We start from the raw sequence: 25,793 nt of genomic DNA, 5'->3' as shown, positions 1-25,793 counted from the left end.
ATTCAATTTTTTACCAATGAGAAGCGAATGAAAGAGAAGAGTACAGAGAATTTTAGTGACCAAAAGAATCATTCTAGTAATGACATAGCAATAAATCCAGCGGTTGATGAGAGTTTTTTAAACACTCCTTTTGCTGCCTTACCGAATTCTGCCCTAGCAGATCAATCTTCAACTCAAGCTGATGTTGAATTAAATGAACTTCAACGGCTTAGGTTAGTTCCACCCACAATTCAAGAGCTTGAAGCTAATGATTTTGCACTCATTAAAGCAGCGGCAAAAAAACAAAAAATCCTGGATTTCTATTATTCCATTGCCATAGAGGATTGTTCTAGGATTCCCTGGTTCCATTGGGCTGCTTTATGCAATCAAATTGAAACGATAAAAGTTCATTTAAATGAAGGGGGCAATTCCTTATGCATCGATTTGCAAAACCGTACGCCAGCTATGTTAGCCGTGGAAATAGGTCACTTAGAACTTTTTGAGGTACTCTTATACGATAAAAACTATAATTTTTCTCAACGTGATATCAAAGGCAATACTCTAGCGAATTATATGGTTAAAAATAATCGCCTAGACTGTATTGAGAGTTTACTTAGCTACATCGACTTTCATCACCAGCAGCGCATTAATCCTCAAAAATCAACAGAAGAACAACTCTATTATAAGAACCTTGCAGGAGAAGCTGCTTATACTTTTATTAAAGTCCTTTATCTCGCTTCTTATGATGATAAAAATCTCGAATTATTTAAAATCCTTTTGTCCATGTATCGCAATATGCTGCAAAAAGAAACTGGAAAAGCTCCAGACGAAGCAGCAGCGAAAATAGCCTTTAGCCATATAGTAAACAAACTCGCTTATCGTGCTGCCTATTATAATCAGCTAGCTATTCTCGACTATTTAATAGAAGAACAACTGATTAACACCCCCCCGGAATTTGAGCGCTCTAATTCGAGCGTTTTCTCTCAGTTTTTGCAGCAATTAAAACTGCGCCATGTTATAGACAATTTTAAAAGTTTAGAGAAAGAGTTTGAACCCGCAGTGAAAAGAGTCTTACCACCGGCTTACTGGCAAGATTTTATCAATCGATTAGATTACTTACGGCAGCTAATTAACGATACCCTAGAAGATGAGTCATTAAAGATGCCTATACTCAGCTATTTAGACCAATCAGAAGCACATGCCAATCAATTAATTGTTTTAAACAATGACCAAAGTGATTATGATAAATACAAAAATTACCTACGCTCTGCTCTCGATAAATTATGGCAGGCAGGCTATCAGCTTGAAATTACGCTGGATATACAGGAAGGCCGTCGCCCTCGACAAATTAATAACTATACTTTGAAACAAGTTCCCTCCTTACCTACTGAAGTTTGGCTCTCAATCCTCGCTCTTACTGACTCTACCTCTCTTGTCAACATACAAAAGGTAGATCACATGCTGGATCAAGTATCACAAGATGATTATATATGGAAAAATTTATTTATAAACTTTTTCCCTGAGGAGCAACCTGACGAGGCAGCTGATGGTATTAGCTGGAAAGAAACATTTAAAACTCATTACCTTGAGCAATACGGCTCAGCTAATCGAAGGACAAAAAAACTGATTAGTTTAATTATAAGAGGCGATCTGGATGCACTGAAATCATGCGAAATATCCAGCCGAGACTTACTGGTCGATAATTTTCTCTTACTAAAAACTGCAGCTCGAGCAAATAATCAGACTGCTTTAGATTATTTTTATTCTCTTGTATTCACTGAAACGATGCGCTCGCGAGAAGACTTGGGAGCACTAACGCCGGAAATAAGAAATCAGCAGGAAGTCTTTCTGTTTTTTTGGGCAGCCTTATGTAATCAAAGAGAAACAATTCGTTTAAATTTGGAGCATACGCCAACTGCTATTGATTGGTCCGAGCATCAAGGAAGAACAATTACCATGCTTGCCGCCGAAATAGGCCATGTTCGGCTTTTTCAGGATCTACTCCGCCGTCCAAACTCATCTAAAAATAGGTTACTTGCCCCTTACGTCGCGAAAAATGGGAGTCGGGATCTATTTCTAACCCTTGTTTCACCAGATTACGAGCATGGAGATATTGATCAAGCCTCAGGTTTTGATTGGAACAAAAGTTCTAGACGATTTAGGATCATAGTACCCGAAGTACTGCGCCATGCTGCACAATATGGCCAGATAAATCTTATAAGATTCATGCTAGAAAGCCAAGCGGTTGATTTTAAGAGCGCATTAAACGCTACCATCGAGGCTGATAATGTTCCCTTACTTAGAAAGCTGCGGGCATTAACTATCGAAAAGGGCGACGAAGTGTATAAAAACATCCTCTCCGATAGAATAAAAGTTGTCTTTGGAGGATATAATCGGGATAGTACTTTGTGGGACAGCAACCTTTGCGTAGAATTCTTGCTCAAAGATCCATTGGTCGACATTAGTGCTAATGAATTCCGCTTATTTGTTGGCAACCAAAAAACATCGAGTGTACAAAAAATATTTGAGCGACCTGGAGCTCCCGTCAGGGATTTGGCTAATTTACTAGATCCACACACAAAACTACCTATAGTTTATCTTCTCCCTAGAAATTCAGAGATGCAAAAACTTTTGCTGCCTCATGTTGATCTACAAGAAATTCTTTACGAAATGATCATTCAGAAAGCTTCTCTAATGCATATAAGAAACATCATCCATTTTAATGATCATGTGCTAAAACGCCCTCCAATTAAAAAACAAGTTTTTTTCAATTTTGCGGAAATGCAAGATCGAAAACGAATTACAGACGTTCTAAAAATTGAAATTGATTTAGAGAAAAAATTAGAAACAGCAGAAATAAGTAGCGAACAAAAAAGCTTTGAAGTATTAAAGCAACAGGTTATCGCTACCGGGCTATCAAAAGGCCTGCGCTATGGGAATAATCACACTCAACAGCCTGCAAAAATAAAATTTCCTCAGGACTTGCTTGGATTAAGTGCTTTCCAGAATTTACTTTTAACTGATCCCGCACAAAGTGCTAGTCTTGAGAATCGTTATGAAGAGGCTTATAAAGAAGGCGTTTCTAAAGCCCAAAAAGCTAAAATTGAAAAGGAAACAAAAAAGCGGAAGCCTCTACCGGACGCTGAAGATGAAAAACCGCGGAAAAAATCTAAGGAGAAACTAGAAAAAGCAGAAGCAGAAAAACCAGCATCAGGCAAAAGGAAATCAAGAAGCCATTCTAAGCCTGAGAAAGAGACTAATAAAAGACAAAAACAAGAACGTTCTGAGAAAAAAGCTTCGCCAGAGCAAAATGAGTTGCTTGTCGCTGAAGATAATACAATGGTAATGCCTGTTAGTATTCCAACAGATAACGCGCCCACCTCTGAGGAAAAAACTAAAAAACTTAATTCCCGATCTTCTGACTATTCTTGGCGTTTACGATTGTTTGGCAGTCCCAAGACAGAGTCTCAGCCTAGTCCAACAGACTCAAAAATGAATGAAGAGATCGATGTTTTAGAAAAAGGAAATAAGGAAGAAAAGGATGAGCTTTCTTTTTCTTGATCATAGACTTGTAGGTTGTAAAACAAGAGTAGCAATTTTGTCTTGAAGAGGCGAATTTAAAAGCTTAATCATCGCTATGGACCCCCGCGAAAGCGGAGGGTTCGTAGGTTTAGCAAGATTGTAGCCCGGATCAAACCCATTTTGTCTAAATTTGTTCTCATTGATTATTTTTTTTCAACTTTCGCAAAAATATTACGCGGATGAATTTGATTTATCTTAAATAATCCAGATAAAATCAGTCCTTAGCCAGGATCTAAGGAGTAGATCTACTTGATACCTAAATCCTTAATTTTCAAGCACATTTTTTGGGGCCTATTAACCCTAATAGTTGCAATGCTTGTTTTCTGGTTAATCCTTATTACCTACAGTAAAAAGAATAAGCCGGTCCAACAAACACCGCCCATACTCCACATCGGTGGACGCTTAGTTATTCCTGAGCACTCACCTCTACGACAATTTATTATTATTAAACCAGTAGTAGAACAATTAGTTATTTCTCCGTTTACTCTTCCAGCCATTGTAGAGGCCGATCCAGCTACTTTAGTTAAAGTATTGCCGCCCCTCGCAGGACGAATCACGACTCTCAATAAACACTTAGGTGATCCCGTCAAAGCTGGAGATATTTTATTTACAATTGATTCTCCAGATCTCGCTCAAGCACTCAGTGATGTTTCAAGAGCGCAAGCCAGTTTGACTTTTAATCAAGAAAACCTAAAGCGTCAACAAAGACTTAGTTTATCCAATATCAACGCGCGGCGCGATCTGCAACAAGCGCAAAGTGATAATCTACAAGCGATCTCTGAGCTTGAACGCGCTAATGCTCGCTTAAAAGCACTCAATGTAGAAAATACGGATATTAAAGAAAATAGGTTAATTGTTCGCTCACCTCTTTCTGGGCGCGTCGTTGATCTCAATGCCGCACTAGGTGGTTTTTGGAATGATATTACAGCACCCATCATGACCGTGGCTGATTTATCGCAAGTTTACGTCAAAGCAAGCGCTCAAGAAAAAGATCTGCGACATCTTTATGTGGGTCAAGATGTTGATGTCGTTTTGGATGCTTACTCGCAACATTTTCGCTCGAAGATCCAATATATCGGCGCTTTGCTCAATCCCGACACGCGTACTGTCAGCGTACGTATGCTTTTTGACAATAAGCAAGGATTATTGAAACCCAATATGTTTGGTAAAGCGAGTTTTCTGAGTCAGCCCCATAATCGCGTTGTTCTTCCATTAACAACAATCATTCAACGAGGATTTGATAGCATCGTTTTTGTTGAAGTAGCCCCTTGGCAATTTGAACCCCGTTTACTCGAGCTAGGTCCACAGTTTAATGAGAAAGTTGAAGTGCTTTCAGGACTGAAAGCTAACGAACGAGTGGTTGTTAAAGGGGGAATCATACTTAATGATTGAAAGTCTCGTTACCCAATGTTTCCATCGTCGTGGTATTGTCATTCTTGTCTTTGTTTTTATTAGCTTTTATGGCTATTACTGCTGGAAACAAATTCCACTCGAAGCTTATCCCGATATTGCACCGACCACTTCGCAAGTAATTACCCAAGTGAATGGGCTGGCTGCGGAAGAAGTGGAACAGCAAATTACCATTCCTTTGGAACGGGAAATTATGGGAACTCCTGCGGTTAGTGTGATGCGTTCGCGAAGTACTTTTGGTCTGTCTTTAATTACCGTCGTATTTCAGGATGGCTCCGATGATTATTGGTCGCGGCAACGTTTGTTGGAGCGTATTAATAACGTCACTCTGCCTTATAATGCACAAGCCGGACTCGATCCGCTCACCTCACCGATCGGTGAAATCTATCGTTACACACTGGACTCTAAAACACGTACCCTCCGTGAATTATCAGAACTTCAATTCTGGAAAGTCATTCCCAAACTCAAACAAGTGACAGGAGTGACTGATGTTACCAATTTTGGTGGCGTAACCACGCAATTCTTGCTGGAATTTGACCCCATCAAATTATCGAAATATAACCTTTCACTTGGACAAATCATTCAAACCATCAATGCCAACAATGCCAATGCCGGGGGAAGTATTATGGTTCGTGGTGAACAAGGCATTGTCGTGAGAGGTGTTGGTTTAATTCACAGCTTGAAAGATTTTGCCAATATCCAAATTGCTCAAAATAGTGGCGTGCCTATTTTTCTCAAGGATCTCGGTACAATCACTCTAGGAAATAAGCAGCGACGAGGAATTGTAGGGAAAGACAACAATCCCGATGTGATTCAAGGGATTGTACAGTTACTTAAAAAGGAAAATCCCTCACGAGTTATGAACGGTGTTCAAACAGCAATTGATGAGCTCAATAATAAAATCTTACCTAAAGATGTGAGAGTGGTTCCCTACCTTAATCGCAGTGATCTTGTTCATGCGACCGTCCATACTGTCGGTAAGACCTTATTTGATGGAATGACCCTGGTTACGCTTGTTCTGTTATTTTTTCTTGGCAGCCTACGTGCTGCAGCAATCGTTGCGATTACCATTCCAATTTCATTATTAATTGCCTTTATTTTGATGTATAACTTCAATATTCCCGCCAACCTACTTTCATTAGGCGCAATTGATTTTGGTATTATCGTCGATGGTGCAATTGTGGTCTTGGAAAATATTTTGCGGCGGCGAGAAGCAAATGAAGAGGCTGTTTTAACCGAAGAAGAGGTATTAAAGTCTAGCCTGCAAGTCACACAGCCTATTTTCTTTGGCATCCTAGTAATTATTACTGCTTATTCCGTTCTTTTTGCCTTTCAACAAATCGAATACAAATTATTTTCACCCATGGCTTTCGCTGTTGGTTTTGCTTTAATTGGCGCTTTATTAGTGGCATTAACGCTTGTTCCTGGACTAGCTTATTGGTCTTATCATAATCCAGTGAAAATATACAAAAATAGAATTCTCACCTGGTTATTGCCGCGTTATGAATCTTTACTGCGTCGCCTCCTTGGTCGCACCAAATTAGTCCTTAGTCTTTTCGCGATGACTTTGGTATTAGTCACCCTTCTAGGTATCTCCATTGGTCGCGATTTCTTACCTTATCTTGATGAAGGATCAATTTGGTTAGGGGTTACTCTCCCTGCGGGAATTTCACTCGATAAAGCCACAGAGATGGCAAATCAGATACGCAAAGCGACTTTGGAATTCCCTGAAGTGAATCATATAGTCTCCCAGGTAGGCCGCAATGACGAGGGGACTGATTCGTTTACGCCTTCTCATATCGAATGTGCCATTACACTACATCCCTATAACACCTGGGAGTCAGGTTGGACAAAGCAGGAGCTTATCAAACATCTTTCAGATCGATATATGGAATTAGCAGGAGTCCATGTCGCCTTCTCGCAACCAATGATTGATGGGGTATTGGATAAAGTAGCTGGAGCACATAGCGACTTAGTGGTAAAAATTTTTGGTAATAACCTTATAGGTGTACGCAAGATTGCCAATAACGTCGTGCACATTTTAAAAACGATACCCGGGGCCCAAGATGTGATCATTGATCAAGAGCCACCGATGACTGAACTACGTATTGATGTTGATCGTCAAGCCATCGCACGTCTAGGTATCAATATTTCCGATATTATGGATGTGATTCAAACAGGAATAGGTGGTAATCCTATAACGCGTATTTATATTGAGGATCGCAGTTACGATGTGACTGCAAGATTTCTTCCCACTATTCGCAACAACCCTGAGGCAATTGGCAATCTTCTCTTGACTGCAGCAAATGGCGCTCACGTCGCCTTGGCTCAATTAGCCAAAATTAAATTTGTTGAAGGGCAAACGACCATTACTCGCGAAATGAGTAGACGTCAGCTAACAGTTCGCTTAAATCTTCGTGGACGCGATCTAGGATCCTTTGCTGAGGAAGGTAAAAAACGGCTTGAGAAGGACTTGCATTACGATCATACACGCTACGAAATAGCTTGGGGTGGACAATTAGAAAACCAGCAAAGAGCGCAGGCGCGTCTTGCGATTATTATTCCCATGTTACTTGGTTTGATGTTTGTTCTATTATTCTCTCAGTTTGGAAATTTACGCCATCCAGGGTTGATTCTTTTAGCAGTACCTCTTGCGATGCTTGGTGGATTAATTGCTCTACTTATGCGGGGGATGACTTTCAACGTGTCCAGCGCTGTCGGTTTTATTGCTTTGTTTGGTGTAGCTGTTCTTAATGCCATTATCATGATTTCCAACCTTAATCGCTGGCAACGACAACCTGAAATAGGTAGTTTAAAAGAAGCGGTTATCCATGGTGCCAAAGAACGTATGCGGCCTGTGTTAATGACCGCGACCGTGGCAGCAGTCGGTATGATTCCAGCAGCTTCGGCTCATGGTCTAGGATCTGACGTACAGCGTCCTTTAGCGACTGTTATTGTCGGTGGATTAATTACAGCAACCGCATTGACCTTAATTTTATTACCCGCCTTATATTATTTAATCGAAGAACGATTCCTTGCACGCAAAGCAAAAAAAGCAGCTAATTTGCAGGATAAGGAAAAACGATGATCAGGGCAAAGCGAATTAAAAAGTCTAAGCTCGGTTTACCAAAATCAATATTTTTCTTTCTCACTGCCTTAGTAAGCTTACTCAGTGGATGTGGACCTGATTTTCTGCGTCCACCCCCACCTACAGTCACTCGCTATACGACTGAACCTATACCCGCACGTACTGCCTCAGCCCCCACCACCGCGGGAAAAAGTCAGTCTTTTATTACTGGCAAAGATATCCCCGCTGAGTGGTGGACGATTTTCCATTCGGCGCCGCTCAATCAACTGATTAAAGAAGCACTGCGTGTTAATCCAGATTTAAAAGCGGCTGATGCAGGACTAAAGATCGCCCAAGAAACGGCTTTGGCACAACGCGCTTACTTTTGGCCCAGACTGGATGCGAATCTTAACGTAACCCGTCAGGAAACAGCACACACCTTAACACCAGTTGTCGCCACTAATGCATTTTTTTATACTTTAATTACGCCACAATTGACTGTTTCTTACTCGCCGGATGTGTTTGGTTTAAATCGCCGGCAAGTAGAATCTCTGGAAGCCCAAGTAGCAACAGCGGTATTTCAACGAGAAGCACTCGCTTTAACCATCACCTCAAATATTGTGATGGCAGCCATCCAAGAAGCTTCTTTACATGCGCAAATTCAAGCAACAATCCGCAGTATTGCTATTGGAAAAAAACAACTTCGCTTATTGCGCATCGAACATAATACCGGAGAGATTGGTTTACAAGGTGTTGCTGCCCAAGAGGCCGCCTTAGCACTATTAGAAACCAGTTTACCCCCCTTACAAAATCAACTTGCCCAACAACATCATTTAATTGCCGTACTCTGCGGACACTATCCCAGTGAAATAATGCTTAAGTTTGATCTCAATAAACTTTATTTACCTCGTGAGCTACCTCTCAGTCTGCCTTCTACTTTAGTCGAACAACGTCCTGACATTCGGGCCGCTGAAGCTCAAATCCATGCAGCCAGTGCCCTCATTGGTGTTGCTATTGCTCAACGGTTCCCTAATATTGTATTAACGGCGTTAGGGGGCTCAGCCGCCTTAAATCCGGGTACGCTATTTAGTACGAACACTCTTTTTTATGCCTTAACTGGAAACGTCGCTCAAACCATCTTGGCGGCCGGTCTGCTCAAGCACAGACAGCGTGCTGCCGTCGCCGCTTTTGAAGAAGCGGATGCCCAATATCGTTCGGTTGTCTTATCGGCTTTTCAAAATGTTGCCGACACCTTAAAAGCGATTCAATTTGATGCAATCAATTTAAAAGCAGCCGAAAAGGCAGTGAAAGCAACCCGCAAAAGCCTTTACATTGCTCAAACACTGTGGAAAGAGGGAGAGGTGGGTTACCTGGAAGTACTTAACGCAGAACAAAACTATCAGCAAGCACGCATTACGCTAGTCCAAAATCAAGCCAATCGATTTGTTGATACGGTAGCCTTATTTCAAGCGCTGGGCGGGGGCTGGTGGAATCGCAAGATGGTGGTTCAAAAAACAGTCATTGTGCAAAAAGTTAATTGCTCTAAACCCTCTTGTGTGAATTAAATGCTCTTAGGCTATTGCTAGGCTAATTAAAAATGATATATTTATTAGGTTAACATTTTGGATAGGGAATTCCGCAAATGAAGCCAATTAACTCTTATTTAAAAATCAATATCATTGGTCAACTCATTCTTATTATTTTCTTGCTGACTTTCTTGCTGAATGAAACTTATGCTAAAGCAGGTTGTTGTGCAAATCATGGCGGCGTTGCGGGTTGCAATGCGTCTACCAACTACCAAAAATGCAATGACGGTACAACTTCTCCCACTTGCTCATGTGGAAAAGCCAAAACGTCCAACTCTACTAAATCGCTTAAATCGGCAACTATCACCCCCAAATCTGCAAGTTCTTCTAAATCAGCTACCAGCAATTCGGCAAAATCGCTAAGAAAACAAACGTCGACTAAATCCTCAAGATGCTGCGCACGCCATGGCGGAGTTGCTCAATGCAATAAAGTAACTGGTTATCAGCAATGCAAAGATAAAACAATGTCCCCCACTTGCAAATGCTAATATAAACCTGATTTTATTAGGGTCTGTCCCCTGAAATGTCAACAGACCCTAGTCAATCGTAAATGATAGAAAGGTTATTTCCTTACCTGGATGATTCAAAAGCTCTTGCAAGAAGTCCAAAGGGCCTGTCTCTGCGGCAAGCATTGTTATTGTATTGTCGTCTAGCAATAGGAAAGTATCTTTCGCTATCCGATGAAGCTGTTCGAATTATAAAAAATTTTGCTTTGGCTATCTTCTTCTAGCGTGAAATCCATATCCTCGTTAGGTTGAGAATTGTGCTCCGACACCACAAAAAAGCTAGGTGAGTATACTGCTTGCCCTTCTTCTGCAGCAGCTTCACTCCTACTTGTTGTACTAGTACTTGCTGTAGATCTGTTAGTCTCGACCGCTAGGTTTCTATTTCCAAACATCCCCAGGCGATTCAAAGAGGATATATTACTTTCAGAGGCAAACAATCCCCTATCTTGTGGAGGTTCATTTTCATCTGTAGAGTTTCCTTTTCGATTATCTGATAATTGCTCAGCTTCCGACGTTTCAACCCTAACTTCTTCTGCTTCAGTCAGCCTGCTTCTTTTAGCAGTTTTTTCTCCCGGCTGTTTAGATTCGGGTTTTCGTTTGGACGATGATCTCGCTTCAAATTGCTCTTTTTTCCCTTCTAAGTAAGCTTGAGAATAAAGCTCCTTCAATTGATTTTTTAATTGGCTTATTTTATTTGATTGTCCCTTCCATAAGCTGGCTAAGCGCAAATAAGCGTTTAATTTTGCTAAGTCACTCGGTAATTTTAAGGAGACAGCCATAGAAAAATCTTCGCTGTCAGTTTTTTTCCAGCGTGCATTCTGCCCTCTTCTTAAGCCCATTGCCTTAATTTGTATTTTCAAAGTTGCAATCGTGAGCTCTAAATCATCGCCATGAATGGCTGTTTCCCTTAATTTTTTCTCTAATTCAATTTCAATTTGCAGCTCTGTAGCCATTAGGTTTTGCTTTGGACGTAGCGTCTGAACGAAGGCTAATACCTTTTCTTTGGCAATTGGAGGAAATCTTAGCAGCAGATCATTACAATCAAGTGCATTTCTAAGAGCAATGAGATCAGGTGTTTGTTCTAACATATTACAAATCGTCTTTTCTCTATTGAGATAAGGGAGTAAAAGCTTTTGCATCTCTGGATTTTTTAATGACTTAATAATTGGCTCAGGAACTAACTTACGAGATATTGAGGATTCAATCAGTTTACAATAGAGAGCATTGACTAGTTCTGATGCATTAGCACCTGCACGCTCTAATAAATCTTGCACTAACTTGCTATCGTTTACACTAATGGCAGCATTTAATACCTCTAAATTGATCTCAGCACCACTAGCTAATAGAAATCTTACGCACTCATTGCTTTTCGCAACAATAGCTGAACAAAGAGGTGTATGATTATACTGATTAACGAGATGGATACTATGAGGGTCTACAGTTAATAAGAACTCAAGTAGGTCAATTTTATTGTGGGTAACAACTGTTTCCATTAATCGAAAACTGCTGAGTGTTTGCTTTCTCTCTTTAAGAGTAGCTAAAAATAAATCTATCAATTCAGAATGGTCTTCAGGTTCTGATGGACTTTCTCTTAAGGCGATTAATAAAGCAAGTGCTGATTCAGGATTAGCTCCATAAGCTAATAAAAATTGAACTAGTTTGTCTTTATTAGAAACAGTTGCCTGATATAAGAGAGTATCTCCCCTGTCCGATAACGGGTCATTGATATCAAATAATTTATTATCCAAAGCATATCTTATGACATTAATCTGGCCATTCGTTGATGCACTATACATTGAAGCTTTCATTAATGACTCTAATTTATCTCTCTGTAAATCATAAGCCCAAGGCGCGATGAGCTTTTTAAGTTCGTCATCGTCTGTTTTCTTCGCTAGCTTTAAAATAGCTTCTTGTCGCTCATGAAGCATAGGAAGTTCTATTTCATCAAATTCTTTCTTTAAAGGATCTAATTCTGGGAGTTGGGGAACTAATACTTTTGTTCTCTGTTGTATCGCAACAAAATCTACTTTTTTCTTAGATGATAAATTAGGTTCAGGAGTAAGTCGTTTTAACTCTTTTTCCCAATAAATCATTTCTTGATGTAGGGGATTAATTGATGCTTTGAAGATAGTACTAGCATTATATTTGCAGGCAAGAAAACCAGTATCAATTTTAACCACGTGTGGAAATATTTCTTCATTATGACTTATAAAATCCGTGAACCATTTAAACACCGATATCTGCCTAGATCGAATAATCGAATGGTAGATATTCAAAAGCTTATTATTGATTTCTGGATTTCCAGGGTGCTTGAGAAATTCTTCTAATAACTCCAAATGGCCTGCCTCTGCGGCAAGCACGGTTATTGTTTTCTTATCCCGTTTCTTAGGTTGTTTCGTTAAACCTTGAAGCGCGTTATAGTTAATTAAATGGGGTTGCGCTGCTAAAATTGAATGAACAACTTCTTTTTGATTAAATAATACAGCCCAACCAAGAGGTAAGTGCTCTTCCTCTAGCTGAAGTTGTTGCCTAACCAACGAATGGAAATGAGCTAAAATGGCTTGCTGCTTAAATTGGACTGCCGTTCTAATTAAAATAAAATCAGCGGCTTGTAAGTCTTCGATAGAAACCAATGACTTACACACTTTCTCAGTATTACCAGCGATAATTGGGAAAATTAACTTCCGTAATTCCGTTTTTAAAGCACCATAATGTTCTACATAGAGATAATTAAACTCCTTTTTCCAATCGAAAACCGCAGGAAAGGGCTCAGGGACTTCGTCGGGAAAAAACAATAGGAATAAACGTTTCCAAATGGAAGCATCATTCGCTAGGTTATAAAACAATTTACTCACCAATTGCACGCTGTCTATCAACTCCTCGGGATCAAGCCATGATAAAATAGCTATCCAAACTTCTTCGGGTAATTCGCCTGGTTCTCTAAACTCTGTTTGCTCTTTCATAATTATTCTTCTATTTAAAAGTAAAATTTTATTGTTTTGGCCAAATAAAAACTAAAGACTCTTTATTTGCCAAAAAGGAATTAAACACTGTCAACCTATGATCTACTATAAATATCAAACCGTACTGTTTTTCCAGAAACGCTCGATGTGGGGGACAAAAGAGGTATTAAATGCTGCGGCCATTTTACTACAACTCTCTTCAAAACCTTAGTCATTGCAAGCTCTAGCAAAGGAAGTGTATCGTTATCGGGACCAATGAGTTGCTGCAAAACTTGCATCTCTTTTTTGACTAAAGCTGTTTTTTGTCGTTGAGGATGCATGGGATCAATATAGATCACATCAGGGTAATCTGCCTCAGCCAACGTTTGTAAATAACTTGCTGTATCAATCATACCTAGCTTCAGGTTCAAATTTTTTTTTGAGCGCTCATCCTGTCGCTCTAAAGCATCTTTAAGCAAAACCATCATTAGCGGTTGACGTTCTAACATCAAGACTTCAGCACCAAAACTAGCCAGAACAGCGGCATCTCGTCCCCAACCTGCGGTGGCATCGATGATTCGCACACCAGGACCCGGTTTACAAGCACGAACAAGTCCTTGCTTTTTGCCGGCATCTCGGCGCTTTTGCCAGGTTTTGCTGGAAAAATCAGCATATAAAGGTAAGAACTCACCTATTTTTAAAACCAGTTTATCGGTTGTCAAAAGTAATTGTTCTTTCGCCTGGTTATCTATCCTGAGCTTTAATTGCTGCTGCAAATGCTTTGCCTGCTCGAGGAGTTCTTCGGTTTCATAACCTATCGCTAATTGTTCTATCATGTGCGAGTCAATAAATAGTCAACACAAAGTGCAAGTGAATTAAAAATAGGTACCTGAGGATAAGCCTGCAAACCCACTCGATCGGTCATGGGAGAAAGAATCATCATCGGCGTCGCCCCAGCCGCTTCTGCAGCTTGGATATCCGATACCCTGTCTCCAATAAAAGGAACACCAGTTAAAGAACATTTTAACCGTGCGGCAAGCGCAAAAAGCATTCCTGGTTGTGGTTTACGACAAGAGCAGCCTTCATCGGGCATATGAGTACAATATTCAATGGCTTCAATCTCTCCCCCTGCTTCATGGACAAGACTAAGCATTTTGTTATGAATCGCTGCAAGCTCCGCTTCATCATAATATCCTCTAGTAACCCCAGACTGATTCGTTGCGACTCCGATGCGATAACCTGCAGCAGTCAATCGAGCAATGGCTTCTATGCTACCAGGAATAGGAATGAATTCTTTTGTGGACTTAATATAATATAATGAGTCCTTATTAATCACACCGTCACGATCTAAAAGCACTACTTTGTTCATAAATTTAATTGTAATAAAGAGATATCCGCCACACCCTGCAATAGGTTTTGTAACCGAGTTAATAAGTTGAGTCGATTCCGTTTTACTGTTTGATTATCGACCATAACCATTACCTGTTCAAAAAACGCATCCACAGGCTCTCGTAAACTCGCTAGCTGAGTGAGAATTTTACCATAATCTTCACTGCTATAAAGCGGTTTAACCCACTCTTCGACAGCTTTTAGATGTGCGAAAAGTGCCTTTTCAGTCCCTTCTTCCAACAAACTTTCATCGATGCCAATCATTTTTATTTCAGAATCGTCTGCTTGCTGCAATAGATTATTAACCCGCTTACATGCAGCAGATAACACGGCAGCTTCAGGCATTTTAACAAAGTTTGCGAGAGCATGAATTCGTTTATCTAAATCATATAACCAGTCTTCCTGTCGTGCACGCGCCGCCAAAATAAGATCTGTAGATAAACCCAAGCTCTGATAATGCGATTGCAGACGTTCTAAAATAAATGGTTTTAATTCATCCACTAAAGGTTTAGCCGCCGCAAGAGTATTGCCGTAAATAGCAAAGGCCTTAGCGATTAACTCCGTTAGTTGAAGTCGTGTAGGCGTTTCGATTAACATGCGCACCACCGCTAAAGCATGGCGTCGCAATTTAAAGGGATCTTTCACACCGGAGGGTTTTTGGCCAATGGCAAAAATACCAACCAAAGTATCAATCCGTTCTGCAAGCGATAAGGCAAGTCCGAGTTTTGAGCTCGGCAATTGATCGCCAGCAAACCGGGGCATATATTGCTCGTTTAAAGCCAGCGCTACGCTATCCGCTTCGCCATCATGCTTCGCATAATAGTAGCCCATCAAACCTTGTAATTCGGGGAATTCACCAACCATACCGGTCATTAAGTCACATTTACTAAGCTCGGCAGCTCGACCGGCTTGTTGTTTATCCAATTGCAGGGGCGATGCTAAAAATTCCATTAGCGCTTTAACCCGTTTCGCTTTGTCTTGCAAACTACCCAATTGGGCTTGGAATACGACTTTTTCTGTAGCTGGAATATGATGACTTAAAGGCTGTTTTTTGTCTTGACGGAAGAAAAAGGCAGCGTCACTTAAACGAGCGCGCATCACTTTCTCATTACCTGCAATAACTTGCGGCGGATTTGAACTCGCTATATTAGCTACGGTAATAAAATGCGGTAGTAATTGACCTGCACGATTACGCAAAGCAAAACATTTTTGATGGGCCTGCATGGAAGCAATTAGCGCCTCAGGCGGAACATCTAGAAATTCTTTTTCAAAATTCGCAATCAAGGCTTGAGGCCATTCAACAATAGAGGTCACTTCATCCACTAGCTCACCGGGCATGACCGCTTCTGCCCCCTGTTGTACAGCAAGTTGCTTAACTTGAGCAAGAATTGCATCGCGTCGCGAGTTAAAGTCGGCAATAACAAATGCGTCGCGCAATAGCGTTTCATAATTTTTTGCGTTATCAATTTTTATTGCTTGAGGATGGTGAAATCGATGTCCAAAACTATTAGCACTCGTCTTGACCCCTAAAATCTCACAAGAAATAACCTCATTAGCAAATAATAAAACCGCCCAATGAACAGGACGTACAAATTCAGCATCGCCATTTCCCCAACGCATGGGTTTGGCAATCGGTAAATTTGCCAACGCTTGGTTAACCATGGCTGGCAATAAATCCTTGGTCTTTGCGCCTTGAGTTTTAGACTCATGAACTAGCCATTCGCCTTTATCGGTTTTATTAATGGTTAAATCAGTGACAGCAACGCCACAAGATTTGGCAAATCCGAGCAAAGCAGGCGTCGCTTGACCTTCAGCATTATAAGCTGCAACAAGAGCGGGACCGCGACGTGAAACAATTTGGCTTGGCTGTTCATCTTGAAGATCAGCAATAAAAATAGCCATCCGTCTTGGTGTGGCAAATCGACGTAACTCACCATAAGCAATTTGTGCTTTATCGAGAGCTGCTGCTATATTAGCTGCCAAGGTATCAGCCAAGGGCCAAACAGCACCTGAAGGAAGCTCTTCGCAACCTAATTCAAACAAAAAATCATTCGCCATCACACACCTTTTGCATTGGAAAACCTAGCGCTTCGCGCGCATCATAGTAAGCTTGCGCTACCGCTCTGGATAAATGGCGCACTCTCAAAATAAAACGTTGCCGTTCAGTGACAGAAATAGCCCGCCTCGCATCCAATAAGTTAAAAGCATGAGACGCTTTCATCACCATTTCATAAGCTGGCAACGGAAGATTCAAAGTAACTAATTTCTGTGCTTCACTCTCATAATAATCAAACTGCTGGAACAAAGCATCCACGTTGGCATGTTCAAAATTATAAGTTGACATCTCTACTTCGTTTTGGTGAAAAACATCACGATAAGTCACTAGGCCATGGGCAGTTTTAGCCCAAGGTAAATCGAATAAATTGTCAACGCCTAGAACATACATAGCAATTCGCTCAAGACCATAAGTCAACTCACCGGTGACAGGTTTGCAAGCCAAGCCTCCGACTTGCTGGAAATAAGTGAATTGAGAAACTTCCATCCCATTTTGCCAAACTTCCCATCCTAAGCCCCAAGCACCTAAGGTGGGTGATTCCCAATTATCCTCAACAAAACGAATATCATCCGCTAAAGGGTCTATGCCCAACGCGCGCAGGGAATCAAGATATTTTTCTTGAATATCCAGCGGCGACGGTTTTAATACCACTTGAAACTGATAATAATGCTGAACCCGATTCGGATTTTCACCATAGCGCCCATCGGTCGGTCGTCTAGAGGGTTGCACATAAGCTGCTGACCAAGGTTCTGGACCTATTGCACGTAAAAATGTAGCAGGATGAAACGTCCCCGCACCCACCTCCATGTCGAGGGGTTGCAGTATGACACAACCTTGGGATGCCCAAAATTGTTGCAATGTTAATATAATCTCTTGAAAAGTGCTTGGTTTCATCATATTTATCTCGAAATAACGAATACAGCTAAAATACAGCTAATGGGATAGCTAGACTACAATTTTTTGCTTAGGTAGAGTTAAAACCCTGACTGCTCCTGGTTTGGGCTGAGGAGGCGCTTTAGCCCCGTCTCGAAGCCTAAACCTAGCTCAGTAAAGGCTTCGAGACGGCCTTCGGCCTCCTCAGCCCGAACGGGTAGCTACATACTCCGCACATCCTGAGGATCTCTACTCGAGCAGAGGTTGTGCAGCGTCACGAAACCCTGCTCCACTCCCGTTCGGACTGAGGAGGCGCTTTAGCCCCGTCTCGAAGCCTAAACCACTCTGATTAACCGTTAGAACCTTCTTTCTTCACAAGCTCTTGTAAAGACTCTTCGCTTGCAGCACCCGGAATGAAGGTTGGTGTACTACCATCTTTCAGTTTGCCATCTGGAGTTGCTGCAATAATAAAGGCTGGTGTACCCATTAAATGCAATTTTTCTGCGAGATCACGATTCGCATCAAGCGCATTGCTCACGGTTTGGCTAGTCAAATCTGTCTTGAATTTATTCATATCGAGACCGATTGATTTTGCTGTATCCATGATGATTTGATCATTCAAACGGTTTTCTTGTTTGAGTAATGCATCATGCATCGCCATATACTTACCTTGCATTGCTGCAGCAAGTGCGGCTCTTGAAGCAGAATCAGAGCTCTTACCAAAAATTGGGAATTCTTTATAAACAACGCGTAAATTAGGATTTTGTTTAACTAGAGTGGCAATAACTGGTGCCATTTTCTTGCAATGAATACATTGGTAATCAAAGAACTCAACCAGCGTCACATTTCCTTTAGGATTACCGACTACGGTGAGGTTGTCACTAAATAATTGGCCTGCATTATCTTTGATAGCTGCTTGTGCTTGAACTTGCATCGTTTGTTGTTGCTTTTGCTGCAGAGCTTGAGACGCTTCTAGCAATATTTCTGGATTACTCACCAAATAATCATGAATGACTTGCTCGATCTGCTTTTTCTCTGCAGGAGCCATGGTTCCACCATTAGCGCCATTTGTATCTGCTGCTCCAACTGGTGAAACCATCGCTGACGCTAATGCGCCTGCTGTTAATAAACTTGTCAATTTCACGCCTTATCCCCTTATGATAATAATCAAAATTATTTTGCCCACAAACCGTAGCACCAGCTTAAGCGAAATTCAATATTTTACGCAATCGAAACCCTGCTTTTCGAGGGTTAAATTAATAGGAAGTACAATTGTCTTCTAAAATGGTCAAATTCGCATACGCGAGAACCAACCATTTAGACCCTTCTTCAGCAAATTTTACATGTACACGAGTATGTGCTCCCGATCCTTCTACTGCCAAAATTACCCCTTGCCCAAATTTAGCGTGACTTACGCTTTGCCCTAACCTTAAACCTGCCTCTTTTGCATCAGAAGGGAGCGTTTTTTGTGACATGGTTTGAGATGTTTGGAATCTTGCTTTAACACGTATTTCTTCAACTAATTCTGCCGGTAATTCGCGCAAAAAACGTGAGGGCCGATGATATTCTTCACGTCCAAATTGTCGTCGCACTTCCGCATAAGAAAGAATTAATTTTTCCATCGCTCGCGTCATCCCTACATAGCAAAGACGACGTTCCTCTTCGAGGCGACCTGGCTCGTCCATGATTTGTTTGCCCGGAAAAACGCCCTCTTCCATACCCACTAAAAACACCAGAGGAAATTCCAAACCTTTTGCAGCATGCAGTGTCATGAGATGCACATAACGCTCGTGTTCTGCCGCTTGCATTTCACCCGCTTCCAACGAAGCATGCGCTAAAAAAGCAACCAATAAAGGTAACTCAGACTCTTCCGTTTGCTCGTAACGAAATTGTTTTGCTGCGTTAATCAATTCCTGCAAGTTATCTAATCGAGATTCCGATTTATCGCCTTTAATTTTAGAGAAATGAGCATATAAACCACTTTGCTCAATGACGGTGCTTATTTGTTCATCTAATTCGAGATGAGCTGTCATTTGTTGTAGATTTTCAATCAACGCGATAAATTTTTCTAAGGAAGAAGCAGCGCGCTGAGGTAATAATCCGGCGTGCAAAATTGCCTTCGCAGCTTTCCAAAGTGGTATCTCTTCGTTTCTAGCGAAATGACGCGTTTCTTCCAAAGTCTTTTCGCCAATACCGCGAGTCGGGAAATTCACCACACGCTCAAAAGCAGTATCATCATCTGGATTGGCTACCAGCCGTAAATAAGCCAAGGTATCTTTGACTTCCGCTCGTTCAAAAAAGCGCACGCCCCCATAAATACGATAAGCAATCCCCGCACGTAATAAGGCTTCTTCTAACACGCGCGATTGCGCATTGGAGCGGTATAATATAGCCATCTCTTCAGCGCTGCGTCCGCGACTTATTTCCATTGCAATACGTTCGCTGACAAAACGTGCTTCTTCTAATTCATTAAACGCAGAGTACACAACGATTTTTTCGCCTGAGGCACCAGCCGTCCATAAATCTTTTCCCATGCGCGAATCATTATTGGTAATTAACGCATTGGCTGCCTCTAAAATAGTCGAGGTAGAGCGGTAATTTTGTTCTAATCGAACAATTAATGTGTTTTTAAAATCCTGAGAAAATTGGTGAATATTCTCAACTTTAGCGCCACGCCAACCATAAATCGACTGATCATCATCCCCAACCACCATGACCGCAGCCTGTTCACCTGCCAATAAACGAATCCATGCGTATTGAATTGTATTTGTATCCTGAAACTCGTCCACTAAAATGGCTTGGAATCGCTGACGATACTGGGCCAAAATTTCGGGATTATCCCGCAATAGTTCATGGGTCCGCAGTAATAACTCAGCAAAATCGATGACACCGGCAGTCCGGCAGGCTTGCTCATAGGCCTGATAAATTTTCACTAAAGTTCGGCCAGGACCGTATTCAAGGGTATGAACATGCTGGGGTCGTAAACCCTCGTCTTTTTTGCCATTAATAAATGACTGTGCTTGTTTGACTGGCCATTGATCTTCATCAAGATTTAAAGCAGCGAGTACCCGTTTAATAACTCTTGTCTGATCGTCGCTATCAAGAATATGAAATTGCTCGGGTAAATTGGCCTCTTTGTAGTGACGACGCAGTAAGCGATGGCATAGACCATGAAAAGTACCCACCCACAGTCCAAATAAAGGAACCTCCAGTAAATTCTGCAAGCGCGATTTCATTTCTCCAGCGGCTTTATTAGTAAAGGTAACCGCTAAAATTGCGTGAGGCGACATTTGTTCTTGTTCTATAAGCCAAGCAATGCGACTAACCAGCACTCGGGTTTTACCACTACCGGCTCCCGCTAAAACCAAAGTATTTCCCAAAGGCGCGGTCACCGCTTCACGTTGTCGTTCATTTAATCCATCAAGCAGTGCTATCGTCATAACTCTATCCAACTCAAAAAATGTCAGTGTATTATCTTAAATTTAGCAGGCAAAAAGAAAGTCTCCGATGTAACTTTTCATTTTATCATTGATTTTGGGGATTCTTGACAAGATTTTAATTTAATTACACAATTTTTTTTTAAAAAACTATTGTGGCGTATCCCTATTATACGTTATGTTGAGATTACCCATTGAAAAGGGGTTTTTCCACAATTGTCATTTAAGGACGAATGCAATTGCTCAACCATTGTGGTTGACGATTGATAAGCTTTAGCAAAAGGAGGAATCATGGCTACAGGCGAGGTCAAATGGTTTAATAATGCCAAGGGTTGGGGATTTATTATGCCCGCAGGCGGCGGCGAAGATATTTTTGTTCATTTTTCTGCCATTCAAGGAACAGGTTATAAAACTTTAGTTCCAGGGCAACAAGTGAACTACGATCTTGAAAAAGGCGAACGTGGTTTGCATGCCTCAAATGTCATTGCGCTAAGCGAACCGATTGATGCTTAGAAAGGCAACTATTTCCTACTAGGAAATCGAGCCTTCTAAATTGGATGGTTTTATTGACTGCGTCTTGGCTGCGTTTCAGTTCTCGGGAAGACCTCAAAGCACTGATTCTTGGTTATTTCTGCGTGGAGAATCTTGTATTTGAGGTTCTATTCATTGAATGCCACCCAAATTTTCTATCATTGTGATATCATTGCAAATTGGTTCTTATTCTTATTTGATGATGAAAAAAGGTCTACTCCTCATAAATCTTGGCACTCCGAACAGTCCAAAAATATCCGCAGTTAGAAAATATTTGCGTGAATTTTTGACTGATAAACATGTTATCGACTTGCCGGCACTGATAAGATACCCTCTCGTTTATGGAGCAATTCTACCTTTTCGCCCCAAACAAACTGCAAAAGCCTATCAAGCCATTTGGACCGACGAAGGCTCTCCACTATTAATTAATAGTCGTAACCTTGCGAATAAATTGCAAACTCGACTAGGGGCTGAATGGAAAATAGTACTGGGGATGCGTTATGGGAACCCGTCCATCGATCAAGCATTGAAACAACTAGAAGATTGCCAGCAGCTTACCGTGCTTCCGCTATACCCACAATATTCTTCTGCAGCGACGGGCTCATCCCTCGCTAAAGTAATGCAATTAATTGAACGTAAGAATTCCCAACCCGCATTAACGATCATTCGTGATTTTTATCAGCATCCAGGTTTTATTGATGCCCAAGCCGCATTGATTCAACCTCAACTTAGTCAAAATGATTATTTATTATTTAGTTTTCACGGCCTACCCGAACGGCACTTAATGCGAATTGGTTGTACGCAAATATGTGCGCCAACTTGCGGACCTAACGATCAAATCAATCCAATTTGCTACAAAGGACAATGTCATATCACAACTCGTGAATTAGCAAAAAAACTCAATTTACCCGAAGATAAATACGGCATGGCTTTTCAATCTCGATTAGGTAAAACACCGTGGATAAAACCTTACACCGATGAGATCTTGCCCGAATTAATTAAAAAAGGCGTCAAACGCTTAGCAATTGCTTTTCCTTCCTTTGTAGCCGATTGTTTAGAAACTTTGGAGGAAGTAGGTATCCGTGCTAAAGAACAATGGGCGGCATTAGGCGGTGAACGCTTAACTTTAATACCCTGTGTTAATGATAATGATTTTTGGGTTAATGGTCTTGTACGCATCATAGAACAACATGCGAACTCAATGCCTTCTCCTTCAAATCCCTTGTCGACTTAAGTGCTGAATTAACTACTAAAATTTAAAGAATTTTTTCAATCCAATTGCAAAACTTTTGTTTTATGCTATAGAACATATATAAAATTTTCACATTGAGTTGAATATGCCCAATAAACAATTTGCTGATCGTCTAAACAAAGAACTTGATAGTATTGGTGTTCCACCTCGTAGGGATGAGCGTATTGAAGTTTTTTCTAAATTAGTAAAAATTCCCAAATTTAAAGCTGAAGCCTTTATCAATGGGATCACTCTTCCTGATCAAACTTTATTGATTCGCATTGCTGAAGAGTTCGAAGTCAACCCAGAATGGTTAGTTGGCAGGAGCGAACATCGACAAAAGACTAGTCATGAATAAGATCCTCAGCTTCGAACTGTTCTATTTTCAAAAATTTAATAAATACTGCTCTCCCCAACCCTCTACCGCGAAAAAAATCATCCATTAGTCAAATTCCTTGCGCGGACGAGGGGGCAAATCGAGCAGGTGCAATAAGGTTAATTAATCCCAATCATCGGGGCTGCTTACAGGCGGCAGCTCTAATTCATTCAGATCTTCAAACAAAGCAACATGAAACAAAGCATCACCCTCATTCACGAGTGGAATATTTGATTTACCGATGATGATTCCCTCATAGGGACAGCAAACGCTTTCTCTATTATCACCCAAAGGGTCAACTATATGGCAAAGCGACTCATGGCGATTTACTTTATCACCCAGGGATTTGCTATCAATCATCATGCCACTGGTCGATGCTCGAATCCAGTAGGTTGATTTTGCTATAGCAGTTGCGCTTTTTTTCTTGGCAACGTGCTTGCCTTGTGAAGGAGATAGCATGCCTAAATATTTCATCACCCTCAATATTCCCTGCACACCCAACTTTATTGCAAACCCATCAAAACGCAAAGCTTCGCCTGCTTCGTAAACAATCATCGGAATATTCAAATTTTCGGTGGCATGACGCAAAGAACCATCACGTATACTCGATGGCACACAAATAGGAGTTGCAAAGGCTTCTGCCATCTTACCAGATTCTACATTTTTCTGGCTAAAACGCACTTGAGGATAATTACTGCGATGGATAGCACCGGTATGTAAATCGATGCCATGCGTGGAATGTTCCACAATTTCAGTCATAATCAGATTAGCCAATTTCGAAGCCATTGAGCCTTTCTCAGAGCCAGGAAATTGGCGATTCAAATCGCGTCGGTCCGGCAAATAACGCGAATGAAGCATCAATCCATACACATTGACAATCGGTATGGTAATTAAAGTACCACGAAGACGCTTGATATGAGAATAATGATGCAGTCTGCGCATAATTTCGACCCCATTAATTTCATCACCATGGATAGCAGCAGTGATAAAAAGAACAGGGCCGTCTTTTTTGCCATGAAAAACATAAACGGGCACCTCAAGTGGGGCTGAGGTATACAACATCGCTAGAGCTAACTTAACACAACGCGATTCACCCGCTTTGATTGTTTCTTTAGCAATAGTAATCGATTTTCGATAAGTCATCCTTGGAATCGTCTATTCACGTTTTTTGGCTTCGCATTTTTCTCTATATATTGAATAATTTTAGCAGCAATATTCACATGCGTAGCCTTTTCAATTCCTTCTAGTCCAGGTGAGGAATTAATTTCTAAGACTAGAGGCCCATGGTTAGAACGGATTAAATCCACTCCCGCTACTTTCAACCCCATTGTTTTGGCAGAATTAACCGCAATCGCACGTTCTTGCGGTGATAATTTTACTTTGATTGCCTTACCGCCCTGATGAACATTCGCTCTAAAATCACCTTCTTTGGCTTGTCTTTTTACTGCGGCGACGACTTTATCGCCGATCACAAAGCAGCGAATATCCGTGCCTCGTGATTCTTCAATAAATTCTTGCACTAAAATATTGGCTGACATCTCTTTAAACGCATTAATAATGCTAACTGCTGACTGATGGCTATCTGCCAAAATAACGCCCTTTCCTTGTGTTCCTTCCAAAAGCTTAATGACTAAAGGCGCACCACCGACCATGCGAATTAAATCTTCAGTATCATCCGGAGATTGCGCAAAACTGGTTAAAGGCATCGGTATGCCTTTGCGTGCTAACAACTGCAATGAGCGAAATTTATCGCGAGAACGCGAGATAGCAATCGATTCGTTCAGCGTATAGATACCCATGGTTTCCAGATGCCTTAATAAGGCCGTACCGTAATAAGTAATAGAAGCCCCAATTCGAGGAATAACCGCATCAAATTTCGGTAAAGGTTCGCCACCTCGATAATGGACTTTGGGATTTGAAGCAGCAACATTCATATAACAATAAAGAGGGTTAATAATTTTGACCTCGTGACCCGCTTGTTCGCCGGCAGCTTTTAATCGTTGATGCGAATATAATTGCGGATTAGTCGCCAATATAGCAATTTTCATGAATCTGTGTTTCCTTGTTTTATTTTTATTCTTTATATCTAAAGACTAGCACGTAATTTAAAAATAAATTTTAAATTAAGCTCCTCTCCTGCTAGAGGAGAGGATAGCTATTTGATTAGTAATGCAATGAATTATGAAACTAATAATTGATAATCTTTAGCAAGCAAATCGGCTCGATGTGGGGTAGTAAAGAACGCCATTAACTCACCTTGGGGATTAAATAACATGAGTGCCGCACTGTGTTGCATATCGTAACTCTCCGAATCTTGAGCATTCGGTGTCGCTACTTTCGCATAGGCAATACCCATTTCTCTCGTCATTTGCTTAATCATTTCATCATCGCCTCTAGCTCCATAAAAATCAGGATTAAACGCTTTGACGTAATGATTCAGTTTATCCACATTATCTCTTTCTGGATCTACTGAAATCATGACAATCTTCGGCAAAGGTTTAACCTGCTTCTCTTCAAGCAAGCGGTACATTTTATTTAATTCGGTCATCGTCGTCGGGCAAACATAGCCACAATTGGTAAATCCAAAGAAAATTACAGTCCATTGTCCTTGTAAACTTGCATTGTTGAACGATTGATTATCTATACCTGTTAGGCTGAACTGATTGACCCCTCTTGGTTTTTCAAGCAAGGTACCATGAAAGTTGTTGGCATCAATTTTCTTCTTAAAATGCAGATGTTGTGAAACAAACAGACCTGCAATCAATGCAGCGAAACCCAGTAAAATAATCACAGTCAAAGTAATGCGATTCTTTTGAGTAGACATTTTA

18 protein-coding genes are annotated in these 25,793 nt (G+C 41.0%); 8 read left to right on the top strand and 10 right to left on the bottom strand.

The annotated features are described in order from the left end of the window. Positions 1-27 precede the first annotated feature (27 nt). From Ldro_RS06015 to Ldro_RS05995, 5 genes are all read left to right on the top strand, one after another. The gene (locus tag Ldro_RS06015; RefSeq protein ID WP_058495497.1) at positions 28-3,540 is read left to right on the top strand and encodes an ankyrin repeat domain-containing protein; all 3,513 of its coding nucleotides are present in this window, start codon (positions 28-30) and stop codon (positions 3,538-3,540) included. Between the two features lie 333 nt (positions 3,541-3,873). Further along, positions 3,874-4,953, top strand: coding sequence for an efflux RND transporter periplasmic adaptor subunit (locus Ldro_RS06010; RefSeq protein WP_065235915.1), 1,080 nt, complete (start codon positions 3,874-3,876; stop codon positions 4,951-4,953). Continuing rightward, complete coding sequence (locus tag Ldro_RS06005) at positions 4,946-8,059, top strand: efflux RND transporter permease subunit (RefSeq protein ID WP_058495495.1); 3,114 nt, start codon at positions 4,946-4,948, stop codon at positions 8,057-8,059. Before Ldro_RS06010 ends, Ldro_RS06005 begins: the two co-directional genes overlap by 8 nt. After that, complete coding sequence (locus Ldro_RS06000) at positions 8,056-9,603, top strand: efflux transporter outer membrane subunit (RefSeq protein ID WP_083497907.1); 1,548 nt, start codon at positions 8,056-8,058, stop codon at positions 9,601-9,603. Before Ldro_RS06005 ends, Ldro_RS06000 begins: the two co-directional genes overlap by 4 nt. Before the next feature lie 77 nt (positions 9,604-9,680). After that, a complete protein-coding gene (locus Ldro_RS05995; RefSeq protein ID WP_058495494.1) occupies positions 9,681-10,112 on the top strand; it encodes a hypothetical protein in 432 nt (143 codons plus the stop codon). A 185-nt stretch (positions 10,113-10,297) separates the two neighbouring features. Here Ldro_RS05995 and Ldro_RS05990 read toward each other — a convergent pair whose 3' ends face one another. The 7 genes from Ldro_RS05990 to uvrD all read right to left on the bottom strand — a co-directional run bounded on the left by Ldro_RS05990 (position 10,298) and on the right by uvrD (position 20,830). Further along, the gene (locus tag Ldro_RS05990) at positions 10,298-13,093 is read right to left on the bottom strand and encodes an F-box-like domain-containing protein (protein ID WP_058495493.1); all 2,796 of its coding nucleotides are present in this window, start codon (positions 13,091-13,093) and stop codon (positions 10,298-10,300) included. Positions 13,094-13,188: 95 nt separating this feature from the next. Then, complete coding sequence (locus Ldro_RS05985; RefSeq protein ID WP_058495492.1) at positions 13,189-13,908, bottom strand: class I SAM-dependent methyltransferase; 720 nt, start codon at positions 13,906-13,908, stop codon at positions 13,189-13,191. Beyond that, the gene (gmhB, locus tag Ldro_RS05980) at positions 13,905-14,441 is read right to left on the bottom strand and encodes a D-glycero-beta-D-manno-heptose 1,7-bisphosphate 7-phosphatase (protein WP_058495491.1); all 537 of its coding nucleotides are present in this window, start codon (positions 14,439-14,441) and stop codon (positions 13,905-13,907) included. Before gmhB ends, Ldro_RS05985 begins: the two co-directional genes overlap by 4 nt. Continuing rightward, the gene (glyS, locus tag Ldro_RS05975; protein WP_058495490.1) at positions 14,438-16,519 is read right to left on the bottom strand and encodes a glycine--tRNA ligase subunit beta; all 2,082 of its coding nucleotides are present in this window, start codon (positions 16,517-16,519) and stop codon (positions 14,438-14,440) included. The genes gmhB and glyS overlap by 4 nt, the downstream gene beginning before the upstream one ends. Continuing rightward, positions 16,509-17,414 (bottom strand): glycine--tRNA ligase subunit alpha, encoded by a 906-nt coding sequence (gene glyQ, locus Ldro_RS05970; RefSeq protein ID WP_058495489.1) that lies wholly within the window; start codon positions 17,412-17,414, stop codon positions 16,509-16,511. Before glyQ ends, glyS begins: the two co-directional genes overlap by 11 nt. Before the next feature lie 325 nt (positions 17,415-17,739). Next, positions 17,740-18,534, bottom strand: coding sequence for a DsbA family protein (locus Ldro_RS05965; RefSeq protein WP_058495488.1), 795 nt, complete (start codon positions 18,532-18,534; stop codon positions 17,740-17,742). A gap of 112 nt (positions 18,535-18,646) precedes the next feature. Then, positions 18,647-20,830: a DNA helicase II gene (gene uvrD / locus Ldro_RS05960; RefSeq protein WP_058495487.1), complete on the bottom strand. Its 2,184-nt coding sequence runs from the start codon at positions 20,828-20,830 to the stop codon at positions 18,647-18,649. A 288-nt stretch (positions 20,831-21,118) separates the two neighbouring features. Between uvrD and Ldro_RS05955 the strand changes: the two genes are divergently transcribed. The 3 genes from Ldro_RS05955 to Ldro_RS05945 all read left to right on the top strand — a co-directional run bounded on the left by Ldro_RS05955 (position 21,119) and on the right by Ldro_RS05945 (position 22,947). After that, complete coding sequence (locus Ldro_RS05955; protein WP_058495486.1) at positions 21,119-21,340, top strand: cold-shock protein; 222 nt, start codon at positions 21,119-21,121, stop codon at positions 21,338-21,340. Between the two features lie 220 nt (positions 21,341-21,560). Further along, positions 21,561-22,592, top strand: a complete 1,032-nt coding sequence (gene hemH, locus Ldro_RS05950; protein WP_058496078.1) for a ferrochelatase — start codon at positions 21,561-21,563, stop codon at positions 22,590-22,592. A 103-nt stretch (positions 22,593-22,695) separates the two neighbouring features. Continuing rightward, the gene (locus Ldro_RS05945) at positions 22,696-22,947 is read left to right on the top strand and encodes a hypothetical protein (RefSeq protein ID WP_058495485.1); all 252 of its coding nucleotides are present in this window, start codon (positions 22,696-22,698) and stop codon (positions 22,945-22,947) included. A gap of 141 nt (positions 22,948-23,088) precedes the next feature. Here Ldro_RS05945 and Ldro_RS05940 read toward each other — a convergent pair whose 3' ends face one another. The 3 genes from Ldro_RS05940 to Ldro_RS05930 form a co-directional block, all read right to left on the bottom strand. Next, positions 23,089-24,108 (bottom strand): succinylglutamate desuccinylase/aspartoacylase family protein, encoded by a 1,020-nt coding sequence (locus tag Ldro_RS05940; protein ID WP_238583980.1) that lies wholly within the window; start codon positions 24,106-24,108, stop codon positions 23,089-23,091. Further along, complete coding sequence (gene rimK, locus Ldro_RS05935) at positions 24,105-25,013, bottom strand: 30S ribosomal protein S6--L-glutamate ligase (protein WP_058495484.1); 909 nt, start codon at positions 25,011-25,013, stop codon at positions 24,105-24,107. Before rimK ends, Ldro_RS05940 begins: the two co-directional genes overlap by 4 nt. Positions 25,014-25,144: 131 nt before the next feature. Further along, positions 25,145-25,789 (bottom strand): SCO family protein, encoded by a 645-nt coding sequence (locus tag Ldro_RS05930; protein WP_058495483.1) that lies wholly within the window; start codon positions 25,787-25,789, stop codon positions 25,145-25,147. Between the last annotated feature and the right edge of the window lie 4 nt (positions 25,790-25,793).

Origin of the sequence: Legionella drozanskii LLAP-1, from assembly GCF_001467585.1 — a bacterium.
GTDB classification, from domain to species: domain Bacteria; phylum Pseudomonadota; class Gammaproteobacteria; order Legionellales; family Legionellaceae; genus Tatlockia; species Tatlockia drozanskii.
This window is presented reverse-complemented; position numbering and strand designations above follow the sequence as displayed.

Excerpts from the sequence above, each read along its gene's own strand:
- Ldro_RS06015 (WP_058495497.1), top strand. The coding sequence starts at position 28 with ATGAAAGAGAAGAGTACAGAGAATTTTAGTGACCAAAAGAATCATTCT.
- Ldro_RS06010 (WP_065235915.1), top strand. The coding sequence starts at position 3,874 with ATGCTTGTTTTCTGGTTAATCCTTATTACCTACAGTAAAAAGAATAAG.
- Ldro_RS06005 (WP_058495495.1), top strand. The coding sequence starts at position 4,946 with ATGATTGAAAGTCTCGTTACCCAATGTTTCCATCGTCGTGGTATTGTC.
- Ldro_RS06000 (WP_083497907.1), top strand. The coding sequence starts at position 8,056 with ATGATCAGGGCAAAGCGAATTAAAAAGTCTAAGCTCGGTTTACCAAAA.
- Ldro_RS05995 (WP_058495494.1), top strand. The coding sequence starts at position 9,681 with ATGAAGCCAATTAACTCTTATTTAAAAATCAATATCATTGGTCAACTC.
- Ldro_RS05990 (WP_058495493.1), bottom strand. The coding sequence starts at position 13,093 with ATGAAAGAGCAAACAGAGTTTAGAGAACCAGGCGAATTACCCGAAGAA.
- Ldro_RS05985 (WP_058495492.1), bottom strand. The coding sequence starts at position 13,908 with ATGATAGAACAATTAGCGATAGGTTATGAAACCGAAGAACTCCTCGAG.
- gmhB (WP_058495491.1), bottom strand. The coding sequence starts at position 14,441 with ATGAACAAAGTAGTGCTTTTAGATCGTGACGGTGTGATTAATAAGGAC.
- glyS (WP_058495490.1), bottom strand. The coding sequence starts at position 16,519 with ATGGCGAATGATTTTTTGTTTGAATTAGGTTGCGAAGAGCTTCCTTCA.
- glyQ (WP_058495489.1), bottom strand. The coding sequence starts at position 17,414 with ATGATGAAACCAAGCACTTTTCAAGAGATTATATTAACATTGCAACAA.
- uvrD (WP_058495487.1), bottom strand. The coding sequence starts at position 20,830 with ATGACGATAGCACTGCTTGATGGATTAAATGAACGACAACGTGAAGCG.
- Ldro_RS05955 (WP_058495486.1), top strand. The coding sequence starts at position 21,119 with ATGGCTACAGGCGAGGTCAAATGGTTTAATAATGCCAAGGGTTGGGGA.
- hemH (WP_058496078.1), top strand. The coding sequence starts at position 21,561 with ATGAAAAAAGGTCTACTCCTCATAAATCTTGGCACTCCGAACAGTCCA.
- Ldro_RS05945 (WP_058495485.1), top strand. The coding sequence starts at position 22,696 with ATGCCCAATAAACAATTTGCTGATCGTCTAAACAAAGAACTTGATAGT.
- Ldro_RS05940 (WP_238583980.1), bottom strand. The coding sequence starts at position 24,108 with ATGACTTATCGAAAATCGATTACTATTGCTAAAGAAACAATCAAAGCG.
- rimK (WP_058495484.1), bottom strand. The coding sequence starts at position 25,013 with ATGAAAATTGCTATATTGGCGACTAATCCGCAATTATATTCGCATCAA.
- Ldro_RS05930 (WP_058495483.1), bottom strand. The coding sequence starts at position 25,789 with ATGTCTACTCAAAAGAATCGCATTACTTTGACTGTGATTATTTTACTG.